This is a genomic window from Kocuria salina (assembly GCF_013368965.1).
GTDB classification, from domain to species: Bacteria; Actinomycetota; Actinomycetes; order Actinomycetales; family Micrococcaceae; genus Kocuria; species Kocuria rosea.
This window is the reverse complement of sequence record NZ_SSSF01000001.1, coordinates 329,520-347,234: the sequence shown is the minus strand read 5'-3', so window position 1 is coordinate 347,234 and position 17,715 is coordinate 329,520. Positions and strand designations below refer to the sequence as shown.

16 protein-coding genes are annotated in these 17,715 nt (G+C 72.2%); 10 read left to right on the top strand and 6 right to left on the bottom strand.

What is annotated here, in order from left to right:
* Positions 1–111: 111 nt before the first annotated feature.
* Complete coding sequence (locus E7Z53_RS01550) at positions 112–588, bottom strand: MarR family winged helix-turn-helix transcriptional regulator (protein WP_176337003.1); 477 nt, start codon at positions 586–588, stop codon at positions 112–114.
* Between the two features lie 112 nt (positions 589–700).
* Positions 701–1,684 (bottom strand): aldo/keto reductase, encoded by a 984-nt coding sequence (locus E7Z53_RS01545; protein ID WP_095650194.1) that lies wholly within the window; start codon positions 1,682–1,684, stop codon positions 701–703.
* A 190-nt stretch (positions 1,685–1,874) separates the two neighbouring features.
* Here E7Z53_RS01545 and E7Z53_RS01540 point away from each other — a divergent pair, with 190 nt between their 5' ends.
* From E7Z53_RS01540 to E7Z53_RS01505, 8 genes are all read left to right on the top strand, one after another.
* Positions 1,875–2,915: a LacI family DNA-binding transcriptional regulator gene (locus tag E7Z53_RS01540; RefSeq protein WP_109221456.1), complete on the top strand. Its 1,041-nt coding sequence runs from the start codon at positions 1,875–1,877 to the stop codon at positions 2,913–2,915.
* A 171-nt stretch (positions 2,916–3,086) separates the two neighbouring features.
* A complete protein-coding gene (gene araB / locus E7Z53_RS01535) occupies positions 3,087–4,775 on the top strand; it encodes a ribulokinase (RefSeq protein ID WP_176337002.1) in 1,689 nt (562 codons plus the stop codon).
* Complete coding sequence (locus tag E7Z53_RS01530) at positions 4,772–5,524, top strand: L-ribulose-5-phosphate 4-epimerase (RefSeq protein WP_095650197.1); 753 nt, start codon at positions 4,772–4,774, stop codon at positions 5,522–5,524. Before araB ends, E7Z53_RS01530 begins: the two co-directional genes overlap by 4 nt.
* Positions 5,499–7,013, top strand: a complete 1,515-nt coding sequence (gene araA / locus E7Z53_RS01525) for an L-arabinose isomerase (RefSeq protein WP_095650198.1) — start codon at positions 5,499–5,501, stop codon at positions 7,011–7,013. The genes E7Z53_RS01530 and araA overlap by 26 nt, the downstream gene beginning before the upstream one ends.
* 137 nt (positions 7,014–7,150) lie before the next feature.
* Positions 7,151–8,266, top strand: a complete 1,116-nt coding sequence (chvE, locus tag E7Z53_RS01520) for a multiple monosaccharide ABC transporter substrate-binding protein (protein ID WP_176337001.1) — start codon at positions 7,151–7,153, stop codon at positions 8,264–8,266.
* An 82-nt stretch (positions 8,267–8,348) separates the two neighbouring features.
* Positions 8,349–9,878: a multiple monosaccharide ABC transporter ATP-binding protein gene (mmsA, locus tag E7Z53_RS01515; protein ID WP_109244182.1), complete on the top strand. Its 1,530-nt coding sequence runs from the start codon at positions 8,349–8,351 to the stop codon at positions 9,876–9,878.
* A 93-nt stretch (positions 9,879–9,971) separates the two neighbouring features.
* On the top strand, positions 9,972–11,135 hold the full coding sequence (gene mmsB / locus E7Z53_RS01510; RefSeq protein ID WP_095650319.1) for a multiple monosaccharide ABC transporter permease: 1,164 nt from the start codon (positions 9,972–9,974) through the stop codon (positions 11,133–11,135).
* On the top strand, positions 11,132–12,178 hold the full coding sequence (locus E7Z53_RS01505; RefSeq protein ID WP_176337000.1) for an aldose epimerase family protein: 1,047 nt from the start codon (positions 11,132–11,134) through the stop codon (positions 12,176–12,178). The genes mmsB and E7Z53_RS01505 overlap by 4 nt, the downstream gene beginning before the upstream one ends.
* 272 nt (positions 12,179–12,450) lie before the next feature.
* Here the strand turns inward: E7Z53_RS01505 and E7Z53_RS01500 are convergent, their stop codons facing one another.
* Entirely contained in the window at positions 12,451–13,038 is a 588-nt protein-coding gene (locus E7Z53_RS01500; RefSeq protein ID WP_052132675.1) for a formate/nitrite transporter family protein, read from the bottom strand.
* Positions 13,039–13,414: 376 nt separating this feature from the next.
* On the opposite strand from E7Z53_RS01500, the gene E7Z53_RS01495 reads away from it, so the two are divergent.
* A complete protein-coding gene (locus tag E7Z53_RS01495) occupies positions 13,415–13,927 on the top strand; it encodes a hypothetical protein (protein WP_035923536.1) in 513 nt (170 codons plus the stop codon).
* Between the two features lie 68 nt (positions 13,928–13,995).
* Here the strand turns inward: E7Z53_RS01495 and E7Z53_RS01490 are convergent, their stop codons facing one another.
* Positions 13,996–14,862, bottom strand: a complete 867-nt coding sequence (locus tag E7Z53_RS01490) for an alpha/beta fold hydrolase (protein WP_176336999.1) — start codon at positions 14,860–14,862, stop codon at positions 13,996–13,998.
* A gap of 134 nt (positions 14,863–14,996) precedes the next feature.
* On the opposite strand from E7Z53_RS01490, the gene rocD reads away from it, so the two are divergent.
* On the top strand, positions 14,997–16,262 hold the full coding sequence (rocD, locus tag E7Z53_RS01485) for an ornithine--oxo-acid transaminase (protein ID WP_172604314.1): 1,266 nt from the start codon (positions 14,997–14,999) through the stop codon (positions 16,260–16,262).
* A gap of 6 nt (positions 16,263–16,268) precedes the next feature.
* Here the strand turns inward: rocD and E7Z53_RS01480 are convergent, their stop codons facing one another.
* Together E7Z53_RS01480 and E7Z53_RS01475 are read right to left on the bottom strand one after the other, a co-directional pair.
* Positions 16,269–16,790 carry a glutathione peroxidase gene (locus E7Z53_RS01480; RefSeq protein ID WP_176336998.1) on the bottom strand — a complete coding sequence of 174 codons (522 nt, stop codon included), beginning with the start codon at positions 16,788–16,790 and terminating at the stop codon, positions 16,269–16,271.
* A gap of 93 nt (positions 16,791–16,883) precedes the next feature.
* A complete protein-coding gene (locus E7Z53_RS01475) occupies positions 16,884–17,606 on the bottom strand; it encodes a GntR family transcriptional regulator (protein ID WP_035923531.1) in 723 nt (240 codons plus the stop codon).
* Between the last annotated feature and the right edge of the window lie 109 nt (positions 17,607–17,715).

Genomic DNA, 17,715 nt, shown 5'->3' with positions numbered 1-17,715 from the left:
ACCTCCAGAAGTGAACAGTTCAGTTAGTGAACTGATCCTGCGCCCGTCAGTCTGGTGTGTCAAGGGTCACAGCTGGCGGGGGGTGCCCGGTGCACGTCCCCCCCCCTGACGTCAGAAGGCGACCTGTCGCAGCAGGCGTGCCAGGTCCTCCCGGTCCTGAGGCCGGAGGTCCCCGAGCGACCTCTCGGCGGCGAGGTCCACCGCCGCCTTGGCGCTCGCGTAGAGCTCCCGCCCCGCACCGGTGGGGGCCACGATCTTGGAGCGGCGATCCCGGGGGTCGGCCTGCCGCTCCACCAGGCCGCGCTGCTCCAGCTCGTCGAGGAGGGCCACGGTCTGGCTGGGCTTCATCCGCAGCAGCTCGCCGAGCTCCCGCTGCGTCGGCCCCGTGCCGCTGCAGGCCGCCGCCAGGAGGGAGTAGCTGCGGACCTTCAGCCCGAGCGGGGCGAGCCCCTGGTTGGCCGTCGACGAGCCCAGCGCCGCCGCCCGGGCCATGAGGAAGATCGGCTCCGAGGCCAGGTCGATCTCCGTCAGTCGTGCGAGACCGTCGGGTACGGGGCCGGGGTGGTCCGCGGCGGGGCTGGGGGACATCGGGGCGGCTCGCTTTCACGGGTGGATCCGGACCATCCTACGAGCTGGCGCCGCCCCGGGCGGCACCGCCCCGGCACCTCCCCGGGCTCTTCCGGGGAGGTGCCGGAGGGGCTCACCAGCGGGGGTGGATGTCCGCCCGGAAGTACGCGTCGTAGATCCTGCGGACCCCGGCGTCGATCTCCCGGCCCAGGTCCCCGGTGTCCGCCGCCGAGGCGTTGCCGCGGACCTGCTCCACGCTGCGCGCCCCGGGGATCACGGTGCTGACGCCGTCCTGGGCGATGATCCACGCGATCGCGGCCTGCGCCGTGGTCACCCCGTCCGGGAGCAGCCCGGCGAACTCGCGGACGGCCTCGAGGCCGCGCTGGAAGTCCACCCCGGAGAACGTCTCGCCGACGTCGAAGGCCTCGCCGCCGCGGTTGTAGTTCCGGTGGTCGTCGGCCGCGAACCGGGTGTCCGCCGTGTACTTCCCGGACAGCAGCCCCGAGGCCAGCGGCACCCGGGCGATGATCCCCACCCCGGCCTCCTTCGCCGCCGGCAGCACGGCGTCCAGCGGCTTGAGGCGGAAGGCGTTGAGGATGATCTGGACGGTGGCGGTGCTCCCGCGGGCGATGGCCGCCAGCGCCTCGTCGGTGCGCTCCACGCTGACGCCGTAGTGGCGGATCGCGCCCTCCTGGACCAGGGTGTCCAGGGCGTCGTAGACCTCCTGGTCGCTGTAGACCGGCGTGGGCGGGCAGTGCAGCTGGACCAGGTCGAGGGTGTCGGTGCCCAGGTTCCGGCGCGAGCGGTCCACCCACTGCCGGAAGTTCGCGAGGGTGTAGTTCTCCGGGACCTGGTCCGCGCGGCGGCCCATCTTCGTGGCCACGGTGATGTCCAGGTCGGGGCGCTCGCGCAGGAACGCGCCGATGGTCTGCTCGCTGCGGCCGTCGCCGTAGACGTCGGCGGTGTCGAAGAACGTGACCCCCGACTCCACGGCGGCCTCCAGGACAGCGGTGGCCTCGGCGGGGTCGACGTCCCCCCAGTCCGCGCCCAGCTGCCACGTGCCCAGGCCCACGGTGGAGACCTTCCGTCCGGTCCTGCCGAGTGTGCGTTGCTCCATGCGTAGAATCCCGTTCCGCGATCGGTGGAGGGTCTCCCGGGTGCCCGGGGGACGGCGGCCCGGGTTCCGGGGGCGCCGGGGACCACCATGCGGTGCGACGTGTCCGCCGCGCAAGCACCGGGGGGAGGGAGATCCCTTCCGGGGACCCCTCCACTGGGTCCGTCCGGTGCCGTGCAGTACCGTTCTGGCCATGACCGTCGAGGGTGGTGCGAACTCCGCACGGCCTCCGCGCGCCCCCAACATCCGGGACGTGGCCCGCGCGGCCGGGGTCTCCCACCAGACGGTCTCCCGGGTGATCAACGGGCACCCCGCGCTGCGCGACTCGACCCGGCAGCGGGTGCTGCAGGCCATGGAGGAGCTGCGCTTCCGGCCCAACCGGGCCGCCCGCGCCCTGGTCACGAGCGAGTCGAGGACCATCGGCGCCCTCGTCTCCTCGGGCGCCGAGTACGGCCCGTCGGCCAGCCTCCGGGCGGTCGAGACGGCGGCCGACGAGGCCGGCTACGTCGTGGACACCGCCCACATCGACCACGCGGACCGCGCCTCGATCGAGTCGGCCCTGGACCGGATGGTCGGCCACGCGGTGGAGGGGCTGGTGATCCTCGCACCGCAGTCGCGCACGCTGGAGGTGATCGAGCAGCTGTCCATCCGGATCCCGTTCGTCACCGTGCACTCCCTGCACAGCGAGGACCACCGGATGTCGGTCGACCAGCTGGCCGGCGCCCGGTTGGCCACCCGCCACCTGCTGGAGCTGGGGCACCACCGCGTGGTCCACGTCCCCGGCCCCGAGGGGTGGGTCGAGACGGACGCCCGCCGCCAGGGCTACCGCGAGGAGATGACCGCCTGGGGGTTCGAGCCCGTGGTGGTCCCCGCCGGGGCGTGGACCGCGGACTCCGGCTACCGCGCGGGGCTCGGACTGCGCGGGCGCCGGGGGTTCAGCGCGGTCTTCTGCGGCAACGACCACATCGCGCTCGGTCTCGTCCACGCGTTCGCCGAGGCCGGGCTGGACGTGCCCGGGGACGTCAGCGTGGTGGGCTTCGACGACGTCCCGGAGGCCGCGCACTTCCTGCCGCCGCTGACCACGGTGCGCCAGGACTTCCCCGAGCTGGGCCGGCGCTGCATGGCCGTGCTGCTCGCGGAGCTGCGGGGGGAGCAGCCGGTCCGGCCGGGGGACGTGGAGCCCGTGCTCGTGGTCCGCGAGTCCACGGCCGCGCCCGCCTCCGACCAGGGCTGATGGAACCCCGGCCACGCCGTTACCAAACTGTTATCAAGTGATGTGCGACACGTGCTTCCACGCTGCGGTAGGTTGGCCCGAACATCAGATGTGACCGTTCACATTCCGAGGTGGGCCGGCCGGCGGCCGCCCCTTGCGGAACGTGCGGCTCGAACGACAACGAGGTCCTCCGTGAGCCAGCCCAGCCCAGATCCCACGTACGTCATCGGCGTCGACTACGGCACCCTGTCGGGGCGGGCCGTCGTCGTGCGGGTGCACGACGGCGCCGAGATGGGCTCCGCGGTGCACGAGTACGAGCACGGCGTGATGGACACCGTGCTCGCCGCCACGGGGGAGGCCCTGCCGCCCGAGTGGGCGCTCCAGGTCCCCGCCGACTACGTGGACGTCCTGCGGCAGGCGGTGCCCGCCGCCGTCCGCGCCGCCGGCGTGGACCCGAGCGCCGTGGTGGGCGTGGGCACCGACTTCACCGCGTGCACCATGGTCCCCGTCCGGGCCGACGGCACGCCCCTCAACGAGCTGCCCGGCCTGGCGGGCCGCCCGCACGCCTACGTGAAGCTGTGGCGCCACCACGCCGCGCAGGGCCAGGCGGACCGCATCAACGATCTCGCGGCCCGGCGCGGAGAGCGCTGGCTGGCCCGCTACGGCGGTCTCATCTCGAGCGAGTGGGAGTTCGCCAAGGGCCTGCAGCTGCTCGAGGAGGACCCCGAGCTGTACCACATGATGGACCACTGGGTGGAGGCCGCCGACTGGATCGTGTGGCAGCTGACGGGCAGCTACGTGCGCAACGCGTGCTCCGCCGGGTACAAGGGCATCCTGCAGGACGGCGAGTACCCCGACCGCGAGTTCCTCGGCGCCCTCAACCCCGGGTTCGCCGGCTTCGCGCAGGACAAGGTCGACCACCCGATCGGGGCCCTCGGCACCGCCGCGGGCACGCTCAGCGCCCAGGCCGCGGAGTGGACGGGCCTGCCCGCCGGCATCGCCGTGGCGGTGGGCAACGTCGACGCGCACGTGAGCGCCCCCGCCGCCCGGGCCACCGCGCCGGGTCAGATGGTGGCGATCATGGGCACCTCCACCTGCCACGTGATGAGCTCCGACACCCTGCGCGAGGTCCCCGGGATGTGCGGCGTGGTGGACGGCGGGATCATCGACGGGCTCTACGGCTACGAGGCCGGGCAGTCCGGGGTGGGCGACATCTTCGGCTGGTTCACGGCCCACTTCGTGCCGGGGCGGCTCCAGGAGGAGGCCGCCGAGCGCGGGCTGAGCGTGCACGAGCTGCTCACCGAGCAGGCGAGCCGCGAACCGGTGGGCGCGCACGGGCTCCTGGCCCTGGACTGGCAGTCCGGCAACCGGTCCGTGCTCGTGGACCACGAGCTCTCCGGGCTGCTCGTCGGCCTCACCCTGGCCACCCGCCCGCACGAGGTCTACCGCGCCCTGCTGGAGGCCACCGCCTTCGGGACCCGCACGATCGTGGAGGCCTTCGCCGCCTCCGGGATCCCCGTCACCGAGTTCGTGGCGGCCGGCGGGCTGATCAAGAACGCGTTCCTCATGCAGATCTACGCCGACGTGCTCGGCATGCCGATCTCGGTGATCGGCAGCGACCAGGGCCCGGCCCTGGGCTCCGCCATCCACGCGGCCGTGGCCGCCGGCGCCTACCCGGACGTCCGGACGGCCGCCGCGGCGATGGGCCGGCTCGAGCGCAACGCCTACACCCCGAACCCCGCGCACACCGAGGCCTACTCCGTCCTCTACGAGGACTACACCGCGCTGCACGACCACTTCGGCCGCGGCGGCAGCGACGTCATGCGCCGGCTCAAGGCGCTCCGGCGCAACGCCCGCTCCACCCAGGAGGTCTCCGCGTGAACGCCCTGACGCCCGAGCTCGAGGAGCGGATCGCCCGCGTGCGGCGCGAGGTCGCGGACCTGCACGCCGAACTGGTCCGCTACGGGCTGGTGGTCTGGACGGCGGGCAACGTGTCCGGGCGGGTCCCCGGCACGGACCTCTTCGTGATCAAGCCCAGCGGGGTGAGCTACGACGACCTCGGCCCGGAGAACCAGATCCTGTGCGACCTGGACGGCCGGCCGGTCCCCGGCACCCCCGGCGCGGAGCGCTCGCCGTCCAGCGACACCGCCGCCCACGCCTACGTCTACCGGCACATGCCGGAGGTCGGGGGAGTGGTCCACACCCACTCCCCCTACGCCACGGCCTGGGCGGCCCGCGGCGAGGCTATCCCCTGCGTCCTGACGGCCATGGCGGACGAGTTCGGCGGGGAGATCCCCGTGGGGCCCTTCGCGATCATCGGCGACGACTCGATCGGCCGCGGCATCGTGGAGACCCTCTCCGGCCACCGCTCCCGCGCGGTCCTCATGCTCAGCCACGGGCCGTTCACCATCGGCAAGGACGCCCGCGACGCCGTCAAGGCCGCGGCCATGCTCGAGGACGTGGCCCGCACCGTGCACCTCTCCCGCCAGCTGGGCGAGCCGCTGCCCATCGACCCCGCGCACGTCGACTCCCTGTTCGACCGCTACCAGAACGTCTACGGCCAGCAGCCCGCGGCCGTCCCCACCACCCCAGGAGCGCTCACCCGTGAATCCTCTGCCCACCGCCCTTGACCACTACGAGGTCTGGTTCCTCACCGGCAGCCAGGACCTCTACGGCGAGGACACCCTGCGCCAGGTGGCCGAGCAGTCCCGCGAGATCGTCCGCGTGCTGGGCGAGGCCGGGCTGCCCGTCGAGGTGGTCTGGAAGCCCACGCTGAAGGACGCGGACTCGATCCGCCGCACGGCCCTCGAGCTCAACGCCGCGGACGGCGTGATCGGGGCGATCGCCTGGATGCACACCTTCAGCCCCGCCAAGATGTGGATCACCGGCCTCGACGCCCTGCGCAAGCCGCTGCTCCACCTGCACACCCAGATCAACGTCGAGCTGCCGTGGGGCGAGATCGACTTCGACTTCATGAACCTCAACCAGGCCGCGCACGGCGACCGGGAGTTCGGCTACATCCAGACCCGGCTCGACGTCCCGCGCAAGACCGTGGTGGGCCACGTCTCGACCCCCGGCGTCACCGCGCAGATCGCCTCCTGGCAGCGCGCGTGCGCCGGCCGCGCGGCGGTCCAGGGGCTCAGGGTGGCCCGGTTCGGCGACAACATGCGCAACGTCGCCGTGACCGAGGGCGACAAGACGGAGGCCGAGCTGCAGTTCGGGGTCTCCGTGAACACCTGGGGCGTCAACGACCTCGTGGCCGTGGTGGACGCCCAGTCCGAGGACCGCGTGGACGAGCTCGTCGCCGAGTACGAGGAGCTCTACGACGTGGCCCCCGAGCTGCGCCGCGGCGGCGAGCGCCACGAGTCCCTGCGCTACGGGGCCCGGCAGGAGCTCGGGATGCTCCAGTTCCTGGAGGAGGGCGGCTTCGGGGCCTTCACCACGAACTTCGAGGACCTCGGCGGGCTGCGCCAGCTGCCGGGCCTCGCCGTGCAGCGGCTCATGGCCCGCGGCTACGGGTTCGGGGCGGAGGGCGACTGGAAGACGGCCCTGCTGGTGCGGGCGGCCAAGGTCATGGGCGCCGGGCTGCCCGGGGGCGCGTCCCTCATGGAGGACTACACGTACCACCTGGTGCCGGGGGAGGAGAAGATCCTCGGCGCCCACATGCTGGAGGTCTGCCCGAGCCTCACCACGGCGCGCCCCTCCCTCGAGGTGCACCCGCTGGGCATCGGCGGACGGGAGGACCCCGTGCGCCTGGTCTTCGACACCGACGCCGGCCCCGGCGTGGTCGTGGCGATGTCCGACATGCGGGACCGCTTCCGGCTCACCGCCAACACCGTGGACGTCGTGCCCCCGGACGCCCCGCTCCCGAACCTGCCGGTGGCCCGGGCCGTCTGGCGGCCGCACCCCGACCTCGCGACCTCGGCCGCGGCCTGGCTCACCGCCGGCGCCGCCCACCACACGGTCCTCAGCACCGCGGTGGGCGCCGACGTGATCCGGGACTTCGCCGACATGACCCGGACCGAGCTGCTCGTCATCGACGACACCACCACCCTGCGGGAGTTCCAGCGCGAGGTGCGGTGGAACGCGGCCTACTACCGGCTCGCCCAGAAGCTCTGAGCGGGACGACCGGGACGACCGGGACGACCATGATGACCAGGACCCCTGACGACCACCACGAGATCTCACCAGCACCGACCTCGCTCGAACACTCCCACCACCGGGCAGTGCGGCCCGGACCGACGAAAGGCACGACCATGACCCCGAAGATCGACCTGAAGAAGACCCTCACCGGGGTGACCGCCCTGACCCTCGCCCTGGGCCTCACGGCCTGCGGCGGCAACCGCGGCGGCGCGGAGGAGGGCTCCAACGAGGGCGCCAAGATCGGCGTGGCGATGCCCACGCAGCAGTCCGAGCGCTGGATCGCCGACGGCGAGAACGTCAAGGCGCAGCTCGAGGAGCTCGGCTACGAGGTGGACCTCCAGTACGCCAACGACGACATCCCCACCCAGATCTCCCAGATCGAGAACATGATCAACGGCGGGGCCAAGGCCCTGGTGATCGCCTCGATCGACGGCACCACGCTGACCAGCGTGCTCGACACGGCCGAGACCCAGGAGATCCCCGTGATCGCCTACGACCGCCTCATCAACGAGTCGGACACCGTGGACTACTACACCACCTTCGACAACTACGAGGTGGGCGTGCAGCAGGGCACGTCGCTGCTCACCGGCCTCGGGGTCCTCGACGAGAACGGCGAGCCCACCGGCGAGAAGGGCCCCTTCAACGTGGAGCTCTTCGCCGGCAGCCCCGACGACAACAACGCGACCTTCTTCTGGGACGGCGCGATGGACACCCTCAAGCCCTACCTGGACGACGGCACGCTCAACGTCCCCAGCGGCCAGACGGAGTTCGAGCAGGCCGCCATCCTGCGCTGGCTGCCGGACACCGCCCAGGACCGGATGGAGGACCTCATCACGGTGGGCGGCGGCGACCAGCTCGACGGCGTGCTCTCCCCGTACGACGGCCTTTCGATCGGCATCATCTCCGCGCTGCGCTCCGGCGGCTACTCCCAGGACGAGCTGCCCGTGGTGACTGGCCAGGACGCCGAGGTCGGGTCCGTGAAGTCGATCGTCAACGACGAGCAGTACTCCACGATCTTCAAGGACGTCCGCGAGCTCGGCGAGCGCGCGGTGCTCATGGTGGACTCCCTGATGCAGGGCGAGGAGCCCGAGGTCAACGACGAGGAGACCTACGACAACGGCGTGAAGGTGGTCCCCGCCTACCTGCTCGAGTCGCAGATCGTCACGAAGGACAACTACCAGGAGGTCCTCGTGGACAGCGGCTACTACGAGGCGTCCGAGCTCGAGTGAGCGCGACCGGCCGGGCGGCACTCCGCCGCCCGGCCGGTCCGTCCCGTCCACCCACCCACCAGCTCGAGACGAGGAGGCCCGCATGAGCGAGCACGTTCTGGAGATGCGCCGGATCAGCAAGTCCTTCCCCGGCGTCAAGGCGCTGCAGGACGTCACCCTGGCCGTCGCCCGCGGCGAGGTCCACGCGATCTGCGGGGAGAACGGCGCCGGCAAGTCCACCCTCATGAAGGTCCTGTCCGGCGTGTACCCGCACGGCACCTACGAGGGGGACATCGTCCTGGAGGGCGAGACCGTCTCCTTCCGGGACATCAAGGACAGCGAGCGCAGCGGGGTGGTCATCATCCACCAGGAGCTGGCCCTGTCCCCGTTCCTGTCCGTCGCCGAGAACATCTTCCTCGGCAACGAGCGCGCCACCCGCGGGTTCATCAACTGGAACGAGACCAACGCCAGGGCCGCCGACCTGCTCCGGCGCGTGGGCCTCGACGTGAACCCCAGCGTCCCGGCCGGGGACATCGGGGTGGGCAAGCAGCAGCTCGTGGAGATCGCCAAGGCGCTCTCCAAGGACGTGAAGCTGCTCATCCTCGACGAGCCCACGGCCGCCCTCAACGACGAGGACTCCGCGCACCTGCTGGGCCTGGTCCGCGGGCTGCGCGAGGACGGGATCACCTGCATCATCATCAGCCACAAGCTCAACGAGATCCGGGCGATCGCCGACTCCGTGACGATCCTGCGCGACGGGCAGACCATCGAGACCCTCAGCCTGCACGACGGGTCGGTCACCGAGGACCGGATCATCAAGGGCATGGTGGGCCGCGAGCTGACGAACCGCTACCCCGAGCGGGTCCCCGACATCGGCGCGGAGGTGCTCCGCGTCGAGGACTGGACCGTGCACCACCCGCAGGAGCACTCGCGGGTGGTGGTGGACAACGCGCACCTGTCCGTGCGGGCGGGCGAGATCGTGGGCATCGCCGGGCTCATGGGCGCCGGGCGCACGGAGCTGGCCATGAGCATCTTCGGGCGCAGCTACGGGTCCAACATCACCGGGCAGATGTACAAGAACGGTGAGGAGATCACGGCGCGCACCGTCAGCGAGGCGATCCGGCACGGCATCGCCTACGCCACGGAGGACCGCAAGCGCTACGGGCTCAACCTCATCGACGACATCAAGCGGAACATCTCCTCGGCGGCGCTGGGCAAGCTGACGTCCGCGGGCTGGGTCGACGGCGGGCGCGAGACGCTCGTGGCGCAGGACTACCGCACCAGCATGAACATCAAGGCGCCCTCGGTGTCCTCGATCACCGGCAAGCTCTCCGGCGGCAACCAGCAGAAGGTCGTCCTGTCCAAGTGGATGTTCGCCGACCCCGACGTGCTCATCCTCGACGAGCCCACCCGCGGCATCGACGTGGGGGCGAAGTACGAGATCTACACGATCATCAACAGGCTGGCCGCGCAGGGGAAGGCGGTGCTGGTCATCTCCTCCGAGCTGCCGGAGCTGCTGGGGATCTGCGACCGGATCTACACGCTCGCCGAGGGCCGGATCACCGCCGAGGTGCCCATCGCCGAGGCCACCCCCGAACGACTCATGCAGCACATGACCAAGGAAAAGGACTGACCCATGGCTTCCACCCTCGTCGACGAGGACCGGGCTCTCGACAGCCGGGGCCCGCAGAAGGCCTCCACCGTGGCCGGCGCCGGCCGGTTCCTCATGAGCCGGCTCCGCCAGATCGGCATCTTCCTGGCCCTGCTGGTGATCGTGACGCTGTTCCAGGCCCTGACCGGCGGCGCGCTGCTGCAGCCGGACAACGTCTACAACATCATCGTCCAGAACAGCTACATCCTGCTGCTGGCGATCGGCATGGTCATGATCATCGTGGCCGGGCACATCGACCTGTCGGTCGGCTCGGTGGCCGCGTTCGTGGGCGCCATGTCCGGGATCATGATCCGGGACTGGAGCCTGCCGTGGTGGGTGGCCCTCCTCGCCGCCCTCGCGGTCGGTGCCCTCGTGGGCGCCTGGCAGGGCTTCTGGGTGGCCTACATCGGGATCCCCGCCTTCATCGTGACCCTCGCCGGCATGCTGGTCTTCCGCGGGCTGACGCAGATCGTGCTCGAGAACCAGCGGATCACCGGCTTCCCGCCGGAGTACCGCCAGCTCGGCGGCGGCTCCCTCTTCCCGGGGCTGTTCCCGCCGGCGACCAACATCCTGGACTGGACCACGGTGGGCATCGGCCTGATCGCCACGGCCATGCTCGTGCTGAGCCAGCTCCGGGGCCGGGCCAACCGGGCGAAGCTCCACCTCGAGGACGAGCCGCGCGCCTGGTTCCTCACGCGGCTGGTCTTCGGCGTCGTCGTCATCCTCGCGCTCACCTTCCTGCTGGCCAGCTCGCGCGGCGGGACGCCGATCGTGCTCGTGGTCCTCGGCGTGCTGGTGGTCGCCTACAGCGCCGTCATGAACCGGACGGTGTTCGGCCGCCACGTGTACGCCCGCGGCGGCAACCTCCAGGCGGCCCAGCTGTCCGGTGTGAACACCAAGCGCGTCGACTTCCTGCTCTTCGTCAACATGGGCGTGCTGGCCGCGCTGGCCGGGCTGGTGTTCACCGGCCGGCTCAACTCCGCCGGGCCGGGCGCCGGAAACCTGTTCGAGCTGGACGCGATCGCCGCGGCCTTCATCGGCGGCGCCGCCGTGACCGGTGGCGTGGGCACCATCATCGGCGCCATCACCGGCGGTCTGATCATGGGCGTGCTCAACAACGGCATGTCCCTCATGGGCGTGGGCATCGACTACCAGCAGTTCATCAAGGGCCTGGTGCTCCTGCTGGCGGTCGGGTTCGACGTGTTCAACAAGCGCCGCGCCTCGAACGCGCTCAAATGACCGCGCCCGCCCCGCGGTCCTTCGGGACGCTGCCCGACGGTCGGGAGGTCACCGCGCACACCCTCGCTACCCCGGGCGGGCTGAGCCTGCGCGTGCTCGACCTCGGCGCCGCGGTCCAGGCCCTGCACCTGCCCGGCCCGGCCGGGGGCCCCGGCACCAACGTGGTGCTGGGGCACCCGGACGCCGCCGGCTGCGCGGCGCCCCCGGAGGCCTTCCTGGGGGCGGTGGTCGGCCGCTGCGCCAACCGGATCGCCGGGGCCCGCTTCGACCTCGACGGGACCACCGTGGAACTGGCGGCCAACGAGGGCGGCAACACCCTGCACGGCGGTCCCGACGGCTTCCACCGCCGCACCTGGCGGACGGTCTCCGCGAGCCGCGACGTCCTGGTGCTGGAGCTGGTCAGCCCGGACGGGGACCAGGGCTTTCCCGGCGAGGTGGTCCTCCGGGCCCGGTACGCCGTCACGGACGACGTCCTCGCCCTGGACCTGGAGGCCCGCACCGACGCCCCGACCGTGGTCGGGCCCGCGAGCCACGTCTACCTCAACCTCGCCGGGGAGGGGTCGGGGACGGTCGACGACCACACGCTCACCGTCGAGGCCGACCGGTACCTGCCGGTCGGCCGGGACGGGGTGCCGCTGGACGGCCTCGCCGCCGTGCGCGGGACGCCGCTGGACCTCACCGCCCCCGCCCGGCTCGGGGACCGGGTGCGGGCGGAGCACCCGCAGATCGCGGCCGTGGGCGGGATCGACCACTCCTTCCACCTGCGCGGCACCGGGCTGCGCGCCGCCGCCCGGCTGGAGCACCCGGCGAGCGGGCGGTCCGTGGAGCTGTGGACCGACCAGCCGGCCCTGCAGGTGTACACGGGCAACGCCCTGGACGGCACCATCACCGGCACCGGCGGGCGCGCCTATCCGCGGGGAGCGGGGATCGCCCTGGAGCCCCAGTACCACCCGGACTCGCCGAACCGGCCGGAGCTCTCCGACCCGGTGCTGCGCCCGGGGCAGACCTACCGCTCCCGCACCGAGTGGCGCTTCCGGTACTAGCGGCCGCCGGCCTTGTTCTCGCGCCGCTTCGCCATGATGCGGCCGAAGACCGCGGTGCCGACCATGAACAGGATCCTTCGCATGCTGGTGCTCCTTCTTCTCGATGGGGTGCTGCTCGAATGACGTGCCCGGCCCACGCTACGGGGTCTCCCCGCAAAAGGTAAGTGAGCTGAAGAGTTTTTGGCCGAGAGCGAGCGCGCCGGGGATCCCGCGTCAGCGGGTGCGGGGGCGGTACCCGGCGTCGTCGTTGACGTACGCGTAGTAGAAGCCGATCAGGACCCCGCCGCCCAGGAAGTTGCCCAGGAGGGCGATCCCCACGTTGGCGCCCGCGGCCCCCACGTCGAGTCCGTCCACCCGGTGGCGCCGCTGGTGACGAACTCGAGCTTGTGCGCCACGGCGGCCTCCATCTCCGCGTGCGCGGGCCCGTCCGTGATGGTGCTGAAGCGCAGCACCACGGCCACGAGCAGCCTGCCCAGGAAGTTGCCCAAATAGCACAGCCCGAGCAGCCGCACCGCCTTGAACCACGAGGTGCGGCGGTAGTAGGCGCCGATGGAGACGATCATCATGTTGGACGTCAGGAGCTCGGACTTCGAGTAGTAGATGAAGACCAGAGCCCAGCCGAAGGTCACGGCGCCCAGCAGGCGCCCCAGGGGGCGCAGCGTCGCGTCCCCGGCGGGCACGGCGTCGAACGCGGCGAAGTTCGCGGCGAACAGGACACCGATGATCATTCCGGCCATCCCGGCGCGCTGCAGGTAGCGCCGCGCCAGCTCGCCGGACATGGTCGTCTTGGTCTCCAGCGCCGCGAGGACGGTGCTGATGAACTGCTCGCCCGGGAACAGCTGCTGCGGGTCGGAGGTCATGCTCGGCGCCCGTCTCCAGAGGTGGCCGTGGACCCCGGCGGCGTCCAGGAGCCGCCCGGTGGGACCATCCTGGGCACGGGCCCGTACCTCCTGTTCGGCGGGACCAGCACCCTCGGTGCTCTCCGACAACGCCCGGGTGCTGTGCATGGGGCGGCGGGTCAGCGGTCTCGAGCATGCCGGGGCCGGCCCGGCACCGTGGACGCCGGTGTCCCGGGCCGGTGTACTCCCGGGGGAGGAGGCCGGAAGTCCATCCCGGGGTGGACTCGGTGGACGGGACCGACTGCCACGCTGGATGCATGCCGGGTGCTCGACGGGACGGTCGGACCGCCTCGGGGCGAAGCGGCAGAGGCCACATCCTCAGAAGGAGGGAACCGTCATGTCCCACAGCACGATGCGATTCCGGAACGCTCGGCACGTCACCGCCGTCTCCCTGATCGCTGCAATCATGGCCGCCCTGGCCATCGTTTTCGTCGGCACCACGGTGAGTGCGGCACCGGCCCAGGCCCTGTGCGTCGGCCCTGACACCATCTCGGGCACCTGGCGCAACACCGACCCGAACACCAGGTCCGTCACCCGGGTGGACGTGAACTGGGGCTGCGCGGACCAGGTGCTGTGCCCCGTCGGCGGCAGCTGCGTCACTCCCGGCGGCTCCGTCAGGGTGTACGGCAAGTGCCACCCGACCGACTGCGACTGGGGGACGCGGACGATCTACGTGGAGAAGGACGGCTGGCGGAAGGCCACCTACCACCACAGCTGGGCGACCAAGCACGTGTGGCTCAGGCCCTACACGTTCTCCGGGCGCGAGTACCTGAGGGTATGGGTGTACACCGACTTCACCCAAGCCGACGGGAGGACGGACTACGCGAGCGACCAGTGGATGCAGAAGTAGGTCCCCGGCGCGGTGACCGGGAGGCGCGGCCGTGGCCGCGCCTCCCGATCACCGCGTCACGGCCGCGACTACGTCCGCGCAGCACGCAGGTGCGCCAGGACGTCCGCCGCCACCTCCTCCGGCCGCTCCTCGGCGAGGAAGTGGCCCGCGTCCAGGGCCCGGCCCGTGGCCCGCGGGAACTGCCGCCGCCACAGCGCGAGCGGGTCCTCCCGCGCCCCGACCCGCCCCCGCGCACCCCACAGGACGAGGGCGGGCAGGTCCCGCTGCTCGTGCTCGTCCGCCTCGTCGATCTCCCGGTCCGGGCCGGCGGCCGCGCGGTAGTCGCGGCACCAGGCGTCGACCACGGCGGGATCCCGCGCCGCGTCCTCGTAGGCGGCGAGCGCCGCCGGGTCGAACGGGACCTGCGTGCCGCTGAGCCCCTGGAGCGTCCGGCGCACGAAGTACACGGGGTCGTGGCCGATCAGGGTCTGCGGCAGGCCCTCGCCCTGGGCGAGGAAGGCCCAGTGGTAGTACTGCAGGGCCATCCACGCGTCCATCGACCGCCACACCTCCAGGGTGGGCAGGATGTCCAGCAGGGCCGCGGACGCCACCGCGCCGGGGGCGTCGAGCGCCATCCGGTGGGCGGTCCGGGCGCCGCGGTCGTGCCCGACGACGGAGAACCGCTCGTGGCCCAGCGCCCGCATGAGCTGCACCTGGTCGGCGGCCATCGCCCGGAAGGTGTGGTCCTCGCTGCTCGTGCGCGAGCCGCCGTAGCCGCGCAGGTCGGCGGCGACCACGGTGAACTCCTCGGCCAGCACGGGGGCGAGGTGGTGCCACATGGCGTGGGTCTGCGGGAAGCCGTGCAGCAGGAGCACGGGCGGGCCGTCGCCGCGCGTGCGGGCGTGGATCGTGCCGTCGGCCACGGGGACGTCGTGGGCGGTGAAGTCGGGGAACACGGTTCCTCCTGCAGGTCGGGGACGGGCCGCGCGGCGCGGGGCCGGGACTGTAATGCGGGCCCGGCGGCGTTGTACGTGATGGGCTGGACCGCACACGCTCCAGACAACACCAGCGAGGAACCGGGAGAAACCCCATGAACCACGCCCCGACGCAGTTCGTCGACCCCGCGGCCGGCACCGCTCACGGCACGAGCACGCGGGAACTCGTGGAGACCGCCGAGCGGTACACCGCGCGCACGTACTCCCCGCTGGACGTGGTGGCGGCCCGGGCCCAGGGCACCACCGTCACGGACGTGGAGGGCCGGGAGTACCTCGACTTCCTCGCCGGCTACTCGGCGCTGAACTTCGGCCACGGCCACCCGGCGGTCCTCGAGGCGGCCCGGACCCAGCTGGAGCGCGTGACGCTGACCAGCCGGGCCGTCCACAACGACCAGCTCGGCCCCTTCGCCCGGGAGCTGTGCGAGCTGCTCGGCCAGGACATGATGCTGCCGATGAACACCGGCGCCGAGGCCGTGGAGTCGGCGATCAAGGTCGCCCGCAAGTGGGGCTACGAGCGCAAGGGGGTGGCCCCGGGCCGGGCGCAGATCGTGGTGGCGGCGGGGAACTTCCACGGCCGCACCACCACGGTCATCAGCTTCTCCGACGACGACGAGGCGCACCGCAACTACGGCCCCTACACGCCGGGCTTCGTGACCGTCCCGTTCGGGGACCTCGCCGCCCTCGAGGCGGCCGTCACCGAGGACACCGTCGCTGTGCTGCTGGAGCCCATCCAGGGCGAGGCCGGGGTGATCGTGCCGCCGCCGGGGTACCTGCAGGGCGTGCGGCGGTGCACGGCCGAGCGCGGCGTCCTGCTCGTCGCGGACGAGATCCAGTCCGGGCTGGGCCGCACCGGCCGGACGCTGGCGTGCGAGCACGAGGACGTGGAGGCGGACCTCTACCTGCTGGGCAAGGCCCTGGGCGGGGGAGTCCTGCCGGTGTCCGCGGTGGTGGGCCGGGCGGACGTGCTCTCGGTGCTGCGGCCCGGCCAGCACGGCAGCACGTTCGGCGGGAACCCGCTGGCCGGCGCCGTCGGCCGCGCCGTCGTCGCCCTCCTCGCCACCGGGGAGCCCCAGGAGCGGGCGCGGGTCATGGGGGAGAAGCTGCACGCCGGCCTGGCGGAGCTGGCGCCGCTGGGCCTGACCGAGGTGCGCGGGCGCGGGCTGTGGGCCGGGATCGACATCGATCCGCGGCTCGGCACCGGCCGGGAGTGCTGCGAGCGGCTGGTGGCCCACGGGATCCTCGCCAAGGACACCCACGGCTCCACCATCCGGCTGAGCCCGCCGCTGGTGATCACCGACCGGGAGCTGGAGCGGGGCCTGACCGCGCTCGCGGATGTGCTGCGGGAGATGGCCGGCCGCTGACCCGCCTCAACTCGTTCCGGCGGACTCTGTCCCGGCGGGCGCCTCCCCGTGGGCCAGCGCCGACTCGATGCTGCCGGCGAGCTGCGCCGGCGACGTCTTCGGGGCGAAGCGGCGGATCACCCGCCCGTCCCGGCCCACGAGGAACTTGGTGAAGTTCCACTTGATGGCGTCGCCCATGATCCCGCCCCGCTCCTCGCGCAGCCACGACCACAGGGGGTGGGCGCCGGGGCCGTTGACGTCGACCTTCTCGAACATCGGGAACGTCACGCCGTAGTTGCGGCTGCAGAAGTCGGCGATCTCCTCCTCGCTGCCCGGCTCCTGGTGCCCGAACTGGTTGCAGGGGAAGCCCAGGACCACGAGCCCGTCCTGCCGGAAGTCCCGCCACAGCTGCTCGAGGCCCTCGTACTGCGGTGTGAACCCGCACTCGCTCGCGGTGTTGACCACGAGCACCACCTTCCCGGCGTACTCGGACAGCGGCTGCTCGCGCCCGTCCAGGGTGGTGGCGGTGAAGTCGTGCAGCGTGGTCATGGGAGCCTCCGGAGCGGTCGGGGACGGCGGTCTGCTCCCATTCTGCCGCCGACGCGCCGCCCGCGCCCGCGAGAGCGCCCGCGACCTCGCGGGTCAGTGCTGCGGCCCCTTCATCCGGGCCAGGAAGCGGAACCTGTCCCCGCGGAACACCGAGCGGGTCCACTCCACGGGGGAGTCGTCAGCCGTGAACCCGAGCCGGTGGATCAGCAGCAGGGGAGCCCCCATCTCGATGCCCAGGAGCCGGACGTCGTCCGGGCCGGCGAGCCGGGTCTCCACGGTGTCCTCGGCCGCCACGATGTCGATGCCGTAGTCCTGGCGCAGCGCGGTGTACAGGGAGCCGGTCCGGTCCAGGTGCGCCGCCAGGCCGGGCAGCGCTCCGGCGAGCAGGGCGACCTCGTGGGCCAGCGGCTCGCCGTTGATGAGGCGGATCCGCTCCACCCGCGCGAGCTCGGCGCCGACGGGCACGCGCAGCCGGGCCGCTGCGTCGTCGTCGGCGGCCGTGCGGCTCACGTCGAGGACCGTGGAGGAGCTCACGAGGCCCTGGGCGTCGGCGTCGTCGCTGAACGAGGTGAGCTGGCGGACGTAGGTGAACCGCGGCGGGGCCACGAAGGTCCCCCGGCCCTGGGCCCGGCCCAGCACCCCTTCCGCCACGAGCTCGCCGATGGCCTGGCGGACCGTGGTCCGGGAGGTGGCGTACTGCTCGGCGAGCGCCCGCTCCGTGGGGATGAGCGCGCCGGGGGTCGCGTCCCGCACGAGCGCCCGGAGCTGCTCCTTGAGCAGGTAGTACTTCGGGACGGCCCGCGGCTCCGCGCTCATGGGGCCAGCATATCGACCGCGCCGCCCGGTCCTGCGGGCACCGTTTCCCGAGGTGTGAGCATTGACACACAAATTGGTCTAGTCCAAGCTGGGGGAACGACAGCTGTGA

Coding starts and splice junctions, on each gene's coding strand:
- E7Z53_RS01550 (WP_176337003.1), bottom strand. CDS start 588: ATGTCCCCCAGCCCCGCCGCGGACCACCCCGGCCCCGTACCCGACGGT.
- E7Z53_RS01545 (WP_095650194.1), bottom strand. CDS start 1,684: ATGGAGCAACGCACACTCGGCAGGACCGGACGGAAGGTCTCCACCGTG.
- E7Z53_RS01540 (WP_109221456.1), top strand. CDS start 1,875: ATGACCGTCGAGGGTGGTGCGAACTCCGCACGGCCTCCGCGCGCCCCC.
- chvE (WP_176337001.1), top strand. CDS start 7,151: ATGACCCCGAAGATCGACCTGAAGAAGACCCTCACCGGGGTGACCGCC.
- mmsA (WP_109244182.1), top strand. CDS start 8,349: ATGAGCGAGCACGTTCTGGAGATGCGCCGGATCAGCAAGTCCTTCCCC.
- mmsB (WP_095650319.1), top strand. CDS start 9,972: ATGAGCCGGCTCCGCCAGATCGGCATCTTCCTGGCCCTGCTGGTGATC.
- E7Z53_RS01505 (WP_176337000.1), top strand. CDS start 11,132: ATGACCGCGCCCGCCCCGCGGTCCTTCGGGACGCTGCCCGACGGTCGG.
- E7Z53_RS01500 (WP_052132675.1), bottom strand. CDS start 13,038: ATGACCTCCGACCCGCAGCAGCTGTTCCCGGGCGAGCAGTTCATCAGC.
- E7Z53_RS01495 (WP_035923536.1), top strand. CDS start 13,415: ATGTCCCACAGCACGATGCGATTCCGGAACGCTCGGCACGTCACCGCC.
- rocD (WP_172604314.1), top strand. CDS start 14,997: ATGAACCACGCCCCGACGCAGTTCGTCGACCCCGCGGCCGGCACCGCT.
- E7Z53_RS01480 (WP_176336998.1), bottom strand. CDS start 16,790: ATGACCACGCTGCACGACTTCACCGCCACCACCCTGGACGGGCGCGAG.
- E7Z53_RS01475 (WP_035923531.1), bottom strand. CDS start 17,606: ATGAGCGCGGAGCCGCGGGCCGTCCCGAAGTACTACCTGCTCAAGGAG.